The 10,200-nt window shown below is 67.8% G+C and carries 11 protein-coding genes; 7 read left to right on the forward strand and 4 right to left on the reverse strand.

Going from position 1 to position 10,200, the window contains the following annotated elements; translation table 11 throughout:
- Nucleotides 1–209 precede the first annotated feature (209 nt).
- The gene (locus tag Q2100_RS11760; RefSeq protein ID WP_302914202.1) at nucleotides 210–1,250 is read left to right on the forward strand and encodes an alpha/beta fold hydrolase; all 1,041 of its coding nucleotides are present in this window, start codon (nucleotides 210–212) and stop codon (nucleotides 1,248–1,250) included.
- A gap of 18 nt (nucleotides 1,251–1,268) precedes the next feature.
- Here the strand turns inward: Q2100_RS11760 and Q2100_RS11765 are convergent, their stop codons facing one another.
- Complete coding sequence (locus Q2100_RS11765; RefSeq protein ID WP_302914203.1) at nucleotides 1,269–2,144, reverse strand: glycoside hydrolase family 16 protein; 876 nt, start codon at nucleotides 2,142–2,144, stop codon at nucleotides 1,269–1,271.
- A gap of 175 nt (nucleotides 2,145–2,319) precedes the next feature.
- Between Q2100_RS11765 and Q2100_RS11770 the strand changes: the two genes are divergently transcribed.
- The 5 genes from Q2100_RS11770 to Q2100_RS11790 all read left to right on the forward strand — a co-directional run bounded on the left by Q2100_RS11770 (nucleotide 2,320) and on the right by Q2100_RS11790 (nucleotide 7,767).
- Nucleotides 2,320–3,198: a hypothetical protein gene (locus Q2100_RS11770; RefSeq protein WP_302914204.1), complete on the forward strand. Its 879-nt coding sequence runs from the start codon at nucleotides 2,320–2,322 to the stop codon at nucleotides 3,196–3,198.
- A 17-nt stretch (nucleotides 3,199–3,215) separates the two neighbouring features.
- Nucleotides 3,216–3,932, forward strand: a complete 717-nt coding sequence (locus Q2100_RS11775) for a hypothetical protein (protein WP_302914205.1) — start codon at nucleotides 3,216–3,218, stop codon at nucleotides 3,930–3,932.
- A 2-nt stretch (nucleotides 3,933–3,934) separates the two neighbouring features.
- Nucleotides 3,935–4,558 carry an Rv0361 family membrane protein gene (locus tag Q2100_RS11780; RefSeq protein ID WP_302914206.1) on the forward strand — a complete coding sequence of 208 codons (624 nt, stop codon included), beginning with the start codon at nucleotides 3,935–3,937 and terminating at the stop codon, nucleotides 4,556–4,558.
- 562 nt (nucleotides 4,559–5,120) lie between these two features.
- On the forward strand, nucleotides 5,121–6,722 hold the full coding sequence (locus tag Q2100_RS11785; RefSeq protein WP_302914207.1) for a hypothetical protein: 1,602 nt from the start codon (nucleotides 5,121–5,123) through the stop codon (nucleotides 6,720–6,722).
- 229 nt (nucleotides 6,723–6,951) lie between these two features.
- Nucleotides 6,952–7,767: a PE-PPE domain-containing protein gene (locus tag Q2100_RS11790; RefSeq protein ID WP_302914208.1), complete on the forward strand. Its 816-nt coding sequence runs from the start codon at nucleotides 6,952–6,954 to the stop codon at nucleotides 7,765–7,767.
- 3 nt (nucleotides 7,768–7,770) lie between these two features.
- Here the strand turns inward: Q2100_RS11790 and Q2100_RS11795 are convergent, their stop codons facing one another.
- Complete coding sequence (locus tag Q2100_RS11795) at nucleotides 7,771–8,442, reverse strand: VldE C-terminal domain-containing protein (protein WP_302914209.1); 672 nt, start codon at nucleotides 8,440–8,442, stop codon at nucleotides 7,771–7,773.
- Nucleotides 8,443–8,651: 209 nt separating this feature from the next.
- Here Q2100_RS11795 and Q2100_RS11800 point away from each other — a divergent pair, with 209 nt between their 5' ends.
- On the forward strand, nucleotides 8,652–9,191 hold the full coding sequence (locus Q2100_RS11800; RefSeq protein WP_302914210.1) for an NYN domain-containing protein: 540 nt from the start codon (nucleotides 8,652–8,654) through the stop codon (nucleotides 9,189–9,191).
- A gap of 5 nt (nucleotides 9,192–9,196) precedes the next feature.
- Here Q2100_RS11800 and Q2100_RS11805 read toward each other — a convergent pair whose 3' ends face one another.
- Nucleotides 9,197–9,970, reverse strand: a complete 774-nt coding sequence (locus tag Q2100_RS11805) for a DUF2637 domain-containing protein (protein WP_302914211.1) — start codon at nucleotides 9,968–9,970, stop codon at nucleotides 9,197–9,199.
- Nucleotides 9,971–10,006: 36 nt separating this feature from the next.
- Nucleotides 10,007–10,200 (reverse strand): DUF7157 domain-containing protein (locus Q2100_RS11810; RefSeq protein ID WP_456094134.1); only part of this gene is annotated, 194 nt, incomplete at its 5' end.

Here is a 10,200-nt window from a genome sequence, read left to right on the forward strand (position 1 = left end):
CTCGCGTTCGGGTTCATACCAAGGCGAGCACATTCTGCGGCGTCGCAATCCCGGAGTCCAAGGGCGGCGCTGAAGCTCCGGTCCTACTTCGAAGGGGCTTGAGACGGATCGAGCCTTACCCCGCGGATAGGAAACTGTTGCCGTCGCGCGGTGAACTCTGGCCTCGCGTCGATTACGGAGCGACCCCCGGTTCCGCGACCATTTCTTTCATGGCTACAGCGACCTCGACACCCACCGCCCCCACGGGCGCCCCGAGGTCCGTGCGTCGCCACCCGCGCACCGCCTGCACCGGGCGCCGACGCCCCACGGTGATCGAACGGACCGTCACCGTCCGCGGCGGCGTGCAGCTGGCGGTGCGGGACCAGGGACCCGCCGACGCCCAGGCCACCGTCGTCCTCCTGCACGGTCTCTGCCTCGACAGAGACTCGTGGACCGGCCAGATCGATCACCTGACTCGGCAGTGGGGCGATCGTCTCCGGGTCATCAGCTACGACCACCGCGGCCATGGCAGGTCGGATTCGGCCCCGAAGCGCACCTACACGGTCACCCAACTCGCCGAAGACCTCGCCGGCGTGCTGACCGCCCTTCGCGTCACCGGCCCACTCACCCTCGCCGGACACTCGATGGGCGGGATGGTCGCCCTCGCGTACCTCGGCCGCCCTCCCGCTGATCGCCCCGTCGAGCCCACCGGACTGGTCCTCGCCGCGACGGCCGCCGGCCGACTCACCGAGCGCGGCATCGCCCGCCTGCTGGCCAATCCGGCGACGAATGTCCTGTGCGGGCTGGCCGCCGTCACGCCGCACCGCGCCCTTTCCCTGCTCAGCAGGCCGCTCTACGCGGCTCTGGCGCTGCGGTGCGACGCCGACGCACGCTCGACACTCTCGAGGTTGTTCACCGAGACTTCGGCCGCAGCCACGACCCTCGACACCGCCATCGGGTTCCTGCCCGGCCTGCGGTCCTTCGACCAGCTCTCGACGCTCGGCTCGATCCGTGCCGAGACGATCGTCCTCAGCGGCGGCGCCGACCTGCTCACCCCGCCGTCCCACGCGCACGAGATGGCCGCCGCCATCCCCGGCGCCGCGCATGTGCACCTTTCAGACGCCGGACACATGCTCCTCGATGAGGCCGCGCACGCCGTCACAGCCGCCGTCAGCCGGACGATCGCCACGCGTATCGGCGCCCGCTCGCGATCCGTTTCAGTGAATCACATTCCCGGACAGCGGCATTCACAGCTCGCCATCACGGCGTGATCTCCAAAAGGCGGAGGGCTAGAAGACCCGGATCCAGTCGATCAGCATGTCCGCGGGGTAGTTGCCGCCTGCGGGTTCACGACCGCCGGAGCCGCCGACGGCGATGTTGAACACCGGGGCCATCGTGTAGCCCGGGTCGTTGAACGGGTACTCGGGCAGCGAGTTCGACGGCACGGTGAAGAACGGCTGCATTCCGGGCTGGTAGTCCTTCCAGAAGTACAGGCCGGCCGGCTGCCACGTCATGCGCCAGGTGTGCCATGCCCCGTCGATCGGATGCTTGTGGGTCTGGTACTGGGTGCCGTCCAGCCGCGCGTGCACGGTGGTGCCCGACGGCCAGTCCCGGTTGCCGTACCACTCCACGAGGTCGATCTCACCGCCGCGAACGGGGTTGTCGTTGATCAACCAGAAGGCCGGCCATGCACCGTCGGTCAGGCAGTTGAGCTTGATGCGGGCTTCCCATGTGGTTCCGACACCGCCGCGCCAGTTGCCGATGACCTTCGCGCTGGCGTACTTCTCCTGGATGTTCGCGCCCTCACCCCGGGTGGCCCGGATGACCAGGTTGCCCATCCCGTCCTGGAACACGTGCTCCTGGTCGGTGACATAACGGCCCATGTTGAACGGCTTGTCCCATTCGACGGGGTTCCGGATCGTCTCACGGGCCGGAACGATGAACCACGACGCCGGGTCGGGCGGCGCACCGGCCGGTCCGTTGAACTCATCGGCGAACAACAGTCCAGGTCCAGGCTCCGCTGCAGCCCCGGGCAGTCCCGGCACACCGGGGGGTGGCCCGGGCGGCGCATCGCCGATCACCGGCTGAGCCCCAGCCTTGGGTAGGGGCAGGGCAGCAGCAGCCACCCCGAACCCCAACATCAACATTGCGCTTCGGCGATCCATGCTCGACACCCCCGTACCGTAAACGGAACGGGCGCGAAACTGGGCGCAAACCCCGCCGAAGTCCGTCGCCGGTTCCGCGACAGCCGTCGGCGCGACGGCAGAATCTGCGATCACCCGGGGTTCGTGACGGCCTTAGGATCAGGGCACACCTTCGGCTGTCACGGGGAGATCGGTCATGGCGACACGGCGGTCCGTCCGCGCACTGGTGACGGCCGTGGCCGTGATGATCGCGGTCACGCTCGGTGGCTGGTCACCTCCTACCGCCCATGCCGACGAGGCCGCATGCCCCGCGCAGGTCGCCTCGCTGCAAGCGACCATGGCCAAGATCGACGAGCACAATGCGCGGGGACTGCCGGGCGGCGTGGGTCCGCCGGAGATCGTCGTCCCGTACAACCGTGAAGCCGACCAGCTCAACGGGGAAAAGGCAGCCAAACTCGGTCAGCTGCAGGCCTGTGCCGCGGTCACCGACAAACTCCGCGCCGGCGGACCCCCGACCAAACCGCTCAACAAGGTTGCGCTGGACAACATCGGCGTCGCCAAGACGAAGGTCCCCAGCGGATGGACCCCTCCCACGCCGCTGCCCACCCTCGGCACCCGGATCACGATCCCGCCGAGCAGCCCGATCAAACCGCTGTGGGATGCGATCAACAAGCAGAAGAGTCCGGAGTATCCCTACCCGAACGTCTCACTGCAGGGCGCGCCCCGGCCGGCGAGCGACGACAGGCACCCGTCGCAACCGGACCGGCCCATCGGCACGAATGCCAGAGGCGGACCGGCGGTCTCGGCCGATCACATCGTGCCCAAGGTGGAGATCATGTATCTGCCGCGGTTCATGGAACTGACGCCGGAGAACATGTGGCTCGTGCTCAACGCACCGGTGAACCTGCAGTGGCTGCCCACCGTGGTGAATGCGAAGAACAAGAACTCGCGCTCGGCCGCCGACATGCAGGGTGTCGATCCACAGTGGCAGGACGAGCAGGTCGCACTGCAGGACGAGAAACGCCGAGAACTGACCGAGTTGATCGCGCAACTGGCCGACAGCCAGCTGCCCTAGCGCGGGGAGACTCATCGATGGCCGGAATCGACCACGAGGCCCTCGCGGCCGCGATGCCCTGGGAGACAGAGCCCTTCACGATCCTCGAGCCGGGGGAACAGACCCGCGCCGCGATCCCGCAGGCATGGTGGCCGATAGCCGACTCCTCGGATCCCCGAGACCGCAGGCAGGCGGCGCTAGCCCTCTGGAACGACGACTTCCTGGCCCTCGTGCCGACTTTCGCGCAGGCACTGCATGACGACCTCGTCGACGTCCGCGTCGTCGAACATCCCTGGATCGGCGCTGCGTCGCTCGACTACGTGGTGGCGGCGAGCGCCGGCGAGGGTTACGGCGTGTGGATGGGCGAGGATCCGGCCACGTTCGGCGACCACGATCCACCGCTGTTCGACTCGCTGCCGCCGCCGGTGCAGACCTTCCTGCGCCGGGTTCACGCCGGTTTCACCACATGGGACCGGGAATCCTGCGGCCTGACCCCGCCCTCGCTCATGAACACGCTGGCCGCGTACTGGGGTGACCCCGAGGACTCCGCCCGGATCGAGTGGTACGAGACGGCAGCGGAAGCACCCGAGATGCGCCGGCTGCTGCGCGTCACCGGACGCGGTCCGCACGGGGATCTGCTGACGTCACCGGACCTGCCCGCCGGCAGTGCGGTCACCTACTTCGAACCCGACTTCGAGCTGAAGCCGTTCGGCGAATCCCTCGACCGGTTCATGACCATGCCGTTGGAAGAGTGACGATGACATTCCCCGGACCGTGGCCCGGCCCCCAACCGGATCCGTTCTCTGCGCCACAGTTTCCGCCGCAGCAGCCACCGCCGCCGCAGCAGTGGGCAGGGCCGCCGGGCTGGGGACCACCACCTCCCCCACCGCAGTGGGGATCGCCGGGCGGACCCCCCTACGGCGGACCTCCCTACGGCGGAGCTCCCTACGGCGGGCCGCCGCACGGCGGACCGCCGCCGAAGCGCTCGGGCCGCAAGTGGATCATCGCCGCGATCGTCGGCGTGCTGGCCGTCGCAGGCGTCGCCGGTGGGATCTGGGGCTACCAGCATCATCAGAGCGAGAAGCAGCTGGCGGGCATCCGCGACACGGTCAGCCGGTTCGCTGAAGCCTCCGACACCGCCGACACCGAGAAGATGTCGGCGCTCATGTGTGCCGCGGAGGCCGAACAGTTCGCCGACGGCATGGAGGGCACCGTCGACGGCGGGCCCATCAAGGCCGGGGAGCGCCGTGCCGTGAATTTCGGCGCCATCTCGGTCGACGGCGACACCGCCACCGTCGAGGTCACCCGTCCGCCATCGCCGCGAGTCACGCTCAAACTCCTGCGCGAGGGCGATTCCTGGAAGATGTGCAATCCCGCCTGATGTCGCCGCCACGAGCGGCGCTCCCGGCCTCAGGACACTGAGATCGCTCTCAGGTCGGTTGCTGTGTCGAGGATCACACCTGCCCGCTCAGCTTCATCGGCAGATCGGTTCGCGAACCCGAATGATCATTCACTTAATGGCCGAATCGTGAACCGATCACCAGACGGCGCCGGCCTCATCCGGCCGCGCCCGCGACTTCCTCGGATCAGGTTATTAGGTTAGCTTAATTAGGGCAGCCTCGCCTAAATCTGGTGCTCATGTCCCATATTCGCGGAGCGGGTGAGTTCGCTCAGATTACGGGCGAGGAGGCCGCCGTGGGGGGGCTACCTTTCGCGTACCGGACACGCCCCTCATTGACGGGGCTGGAAATTCCGAGCGAACCGCCGCAGGCGGGAAGCAGCTAAGGCACTCGCTGACGGTTTTGTCTCAGGTTCCTCACAGACGATTGTCGAATCAAGATCGTTCTCGCAGGTGAGACGTAGCCATTGTTCCTCAGGTAACGCTCAGCTACTGTCCGTCTGCCTGATAAGGCAACCCTCAGTTACTTAGACCAGGAGACCAAGTGCACAAAGCCCATCGCGCAGAGTCGGGTCGGCATGCCGCCGCTTCGCCCTCGCGCGTCAGCAAGTTCCTCGCCGCCGGCATCGCCGTCGCCGGGGCCACGGCCATCGCTGCTGCCCCCGTGTCGCCCATCAACGACGACATCAAGATCAAGGCCCAGGCGCAGGAGCGGGCGGTCGCGTTGACGGCCGCCGCGGACCCGCTCGTTCTGCTGCAGAACTTCTTCGCGGAGTCGCAGCTCAACTTGGGCTACCTCGGCAGCAACGCCACGAACAGCTATGCCGCGGTGGCGGCGGCGTTCGCCGACGCCGACCTGCCCGGCGAACTGTCGAACATCCTCGTGGGCAACCTGTCGGACCCGACGGCGCTGTTCACGCGCCTGTCGCAGTTCCAGTCCGTCTACGGCGACGACCTCCAGATCGCGTTCTTCGGCCGGGAGGACAATCCCGCCACCGAGGGTGTCAACGAGAACTACGACGGCCTCTTCGAGCGCATGCAGCTGTCGTTCACGGAGTTCCAGACGCTGCTGGCGGATCTCCAGGTCTACGACCCGCCTGCGGACGACCCCGACCAGGGCCAGTTCACCAACATGGCGTTCGAGCTGAACAGCTTCTTCGTGTTCGGCGTCCTCGACAACCTCCGCCCGCTGATCGGCGGCACGCCTGCGGGCATCGTCCCGTTGTTCTCCATCCCGGGCGACTTCCTGGGCGGCGAGGTGGCCGGTGGATTCGACGGTGCCCTGCCCGGCTTCGACCGTCTGGACAACCTGATCAACGTGCTCAACGAGCAGACGCTGGTCCGTGCGGCGGTCGGTCCGTTCCAGACGTCGTTCTTCCAGGTCGCGCAGGTCCTGGACGACGCCATGGCGGCCTACGAGGCAGGCGACACCGAACTCGCGATCAACGAGCTGACCAACCTGCCCATCCGCACGGTCAACGCGTTCGTCAACGGCTTCGCGCCCAGCTTCAGCCCGGGCGGGGAGGAATGGCCCAGCCTGCTCGACCCGCGTCAGCAGCAGGCCGGTCTGTTCAAGTACCTGGCGGTGGATCTGCCCAACCAGATCATCACCGCACTGGGTGGTACGCCGGTGACCCCGCAGCTGCCGCCGGCGCCGACGACGCTCACGGAACGGTCCGCGCCCGACGCGCTGGCGGCCTTCGGTCCGGCCGCAGGCACTGTCGACGTGAAGGTCGAGCCGACGCCTGAGGTGCCTGCCGCGATCGAGGACGGTGCGATCAAGGACACGGCCGTGCTGGCCGGCAACACCACGGTGCCGACCACGGTGCCCGCCACCGGCGCCACTGGCGCCACCGACGAGATCATCGAGGTCGGCGGCGAGGGCGAGGAAGCTCCTGCCTCGACCACGCCGGTCAAGAAGGGCTACCAGCCCGGTGACGGACTCAAGGCGCTGAAGAAGGCCGGTGACGACTTCAACAAGGGAGTCAAGAGCTTCACGGACTCGCTGAAGCCCAAGAAGAAGACCACCGAGTCGGAGGCCACGAAGGACGGCGCTGACGACAAGGCGAAGGGCGACACCGACACCAAGGACGACAAGCCCAAGTCCGACGACAACGACAAGAAGTCGGAGAGCTCCGAGAGCTGATTCGGAACCGCTGGTAGCGACGGCCCCCTCGGCGACGAGGGGGCCGTCGTGTTTTCCGAGCGCAATGTCGATTCGGCGTCAGTCCAATGTCCATCGAATGTCTGCCCCCGAAATCACGGCCGAAGAGAGCTATACAGGCAGGTGCCCATTCGGGCACCCGCAATTCCGGGGACACCTGTGAGGGAGGGCACCGGTGAAACGCATAATTCTGGCAGCGATACTCGCGCTCATGATGCTCACCGGCGCGGCATTCGTCGCACCGGCCGCATCGCACGCCGCACCAGGACCGGGCGGGTCGACCGTTCTGACACTGGCGCCGGCTTTCCGTGAACTACCGTCCAATTGGCTTCGCGGCGAGCTCTTCGCCGCACCCAATGTGAAGGTCAAGGTCCCGTACAACAACTTCCCCGGCGCCACCAACACCAACAAGGGCGCCGACAATCTCGACCAGGCACTGCGCTCGACGCCCGGACAGAAGGTCGTGCTGGGCCACAGCCAGGGCGCGCAGGTCATCGATGCCTGGCTGCGGCGCTACGGGCCGACGAGCGCCGTGGACCCGGCGACGGTGCAGTTCGTACTCACCGGCGACCTGGAGAGCAAGTACAACGGGTGCGCCAATGTGCCGGACAGCGGATGTGTGGCCGCCTATGGCGGCAACAATTTCCCGGACGACACACCATTCACTGTCAAAGTGATCGCGCGTCAGTACGACTATTACGCCGACTGCCCGAACGATTTGTCGAATGCGGCGGCGAAGAAGAACCGCAGCGCCGCAACGGTGGTCGGCGGTAAAGGCGAGCTCGGTCAGGTGCACGGCGATTACAGCAAGATCGGCTTGAACGATCCCGCCAACAAGGTGTTCGTCGAGGGCAATGCGACCTACATCCTGGGCGCTCCGGCCACCTATTTCCTGCCGATGGTGACGCAGGAATGGACGCCGAACTCTCAGAAGGTCATCGACGACGCCCGCCTGCGTCCGATCGTCGAATCCGCCTACAGCCGGCCGATGGGCACGCTGCCGGTGCCGCCGGCCGGGTCGTCCTGACGGTCAGCGGAAGTACAGCTCGTCCCCGGTCGGGTAGCCACCGCCGGTGGTGGTGATGTGGACGTGGTCGAAGTGGCCGTATCCGCCGTTACGCACCCCACTCGGCGTGATGTAGCGCCCGCGCCAGATGGCGTCCTGCATACCGAAACGCTCGGCGTTCTTCAGGACGAACGCGACGATCTCGTTGCCGAGGGCGATGCCCTCGGCCGACATCGGGTTGGGGATCATCACGTCGAGCGCCAGACCGTTGGGATGCCAGCGCAACGCGTCGGACCGCACGCCGCCGATCTGATTGATCTCCGGGAAGGCCGCGCTGATGCTGCGGGCAGCCAGGATGGTCTTGACCTGAAGGCCGCTCTCGGGGGCGTCGCCGGCGTGCAGGATCCGTTCGGCCTTGGCGGTGTCGACGATCCGGTACCTCGATGCCGGGGGCGGCTGCACGGCGACGGGATCGGCGGACGCGGGCATCCACGCCAGCGCGGGTGCGGCCCCGGCGACCAGTTCCATGCCATACGGCGCGGCCGGCTCGGGGGCGGGAGCGACCTGGGCTTCGGGACGTTCGGCGTCGGGCGACAGATTGGCCCCAACGCCCATGAAGACGATGGCCGGGGAAGCGAATGCGCCGAGGAGAACCGACACCCGTCGGCGGTCGGCGGTCACCGAATGCCTTCCCACCCGATGCACGATAGATGCAAATTCCAGCAAATGTCACGGTCGAGTCACGGAGTTGTCACGACAACGAATCGGACCTTTCGCATCATTCGACCGATTCGGCGGCATGCCTGCAGGTCACAGCGCCGGCCGCACACGGTCCCGCTGATCGCGGTCGACAATTCTCTCAATGAATTCTTAGTCCAGGCGGTGCGGGTAACGTCACGAACGCCATGCGCCGATTCGTGTACATCGACGGACCCTCGGTCTGCTGGGAGGGGCAGCGGCTCGCGGCTGTCCGGCGGGGTTTCGCCTCCTCGCTGCACGACGCGATCAGCCGCGACATCGTCGACGGCGCCTGGAACCTCGACTACGGCCGACTGTATGAAGCGGTGTGCCCGCAGGCCGAGCGCGGCGGGCACACCTCGCTCTTCGGCGTCCGGCCACACCAGGTCGACACGATCTGGTCGCTCGACGGAGTGGACGCTGTTGTCTTCGACCGGGAGGCGCCGGGCGACACCGCCACGAAGTTCGACGTGATGATCGCGACGCAACTCGTCGAGCACTCCTTCACCGCGATGGAACCCGGCGACCGTGCGGTGGTGATCGCCGGTGACTGCGAGCTGACGCCGGGAGTGCACTCGCTGTCGTCGCGCGGCTTCCCGACCACCGTCGCGTTCTGGGACCACGCCACGGCCCGGGAGTTGAAGGGTGTCGCCGACGAGGTGGTCAGCCTCGACGCGGTGCTGGACCGCCTCAGCCGGGGCGCGTGAGGGGCCTACACCGCCAGGCGTTCCACGCTGACGTCGCCCGACCGCAGCAGTTCCGCGCTCGCATCGATGATCCGGAGCACCGTCCGGCGGTCGCACCCGAGCTGACGGGCGATGGCCTGCGGTGAGTGGTCTCGCTCGTAGCTCAGGTGCAGCACGCCGGCGACATCGTCGGCGGACAGCCCCCGCAGGTCGTCACGCGAGGCGATCGCCTCGGCCATCGACTCCCAGGGCTGGCGCGCCGCGATGCCGATGTCCGCCGACGCCTGCCCGACGGGCTCCTCGACGAGTTCGGTGACGGTGGCGTCGGCCGCGACGGACGCGTGTTCGTCGTCGAGACCGGCGCCGCCGGCCTCCGGAGGCCCAGGGATGCGGCTGAGCAGGCTGAGCCCGTGCGTGGCCGCCAGCAGACTCACCGGCGCCACCACGGCGATCGCCGCCGCCAGCCACGGGTTCATCGGCGCGCCTGCGGGGATCACGGCGTGCAGGGCGTTGGCGCCGACGCTCACGGCGGCCGCGCACGTCAACACGGTCCAGAAGTAGCGACGGCTGCGGGCCTGGTCCTCATAGCCGGCCAGCACCACCACGGCCATCGTCGCCTGCAGGATCGTCCCGTCGACGATCAGCGGCCACAGCCAGGCGAGCTGCCCGGGGACACCGGCTCGCGCCGCCAGGTCACGCAGCGCGGCGAAGGACAGGACGAAGCTCGCGACACCGATACCCGCAGTGATCACCACCGCTGCGGATCTGGTGAAGGTCAGTGACCGTCGTGACTGGCTCATGGCAGGCGATCCTGCCGAAGGCCACCGACAGACCCGCTACCCTCCCGGACCCTGCAACCGGTTGATGAGCGGCAGCCGCCCGATGATGCGGTCGCGAAGACGTGGCTCGGGCTGCTGGACCGGCGGCACGGTGCCCGCACCGGGTGGCACATAGGCCGGGTTGCCCGGCACGAAGCCGGGCGGGGTGCCCTCGACCGCCGGGACCGGCGGGGTGGCCGGCGGGACGTAGG

The sequence above is a fragment of the Mycolicibacterium arseniciresistens genome, from assembly GCF_030519285.1.
In the GTDB taxonomy this organism is placed as follows: Bacteria; Actinomycetota; Actinomycetes; order Mycobacteriales; family Mycobacteriaceae; genus Mycobacterium; species Mycobacterium arseniciresistens.

What these genes read in the sequence shown, in the direction of transcription:
- Q2100_RS11760 (WP_302914202.1), top strand. Translation starts at nt 210, where the DNA reads ATGGCTACAGCGACCTCGACACCCACCGCCCCCACGGGCGCCCCGAGG.
- Q2100_RS11765 (WP_302914203.1), bottom strand. Translation starts at nt 2,144, where the DNA reads ATGGATCGCCGAAGCGCAATGTTGATGTTGGGGTTCGGGGTGGCTGCT.
- Q2100_RS11770 (WP_302914204.1), top strand. Translation starts at nt 2,320, where the DNA reads ATGGCGACACGGCGGTCCGTCCGCGCACTGGTGACGGCCGTGGCCGTG.
- Q2100_RS11775 (WP_302914205.1), top strand. Translation starts at nt 3,216, where the DNA reads ATGGCCGGAATCGACCACGAGGCCCTCGCGGCCGCGATGCCCTGGGAG.
- Q2100_RS11780 (WP_302914206.1), top strand. Translation starts at nt 3,935, where the DNA reads ATGACATTCCCCGGACCGTGGCCCGGCCCCCAACCGGATCCGTTCTCT.
- Q2100_RS11790 (WP_302914208.1), top strand. Translation starts at nt 6,952, where the DNA reads ATGATGCTCACCGGCGCGGCATTCGTCGCACCGGCCGCATCGCACGCC.
- Q2100_RS11800 (WP_302914210.1), top strand. Translation starts at nt 8,652, where the DNA reads ATGCGCCGATTCGTGTACATCGACGGACCCTCGGTCTGCTGGGAGGGG.
- Q2100_RS11805 (WP_302914211.1), bottom strand. Translation starts at nt 9,970, where the DNA reads ATGAGCCAGTCACGACGGTCACTGACCTTCACCAGATCCGCAGCGGTG.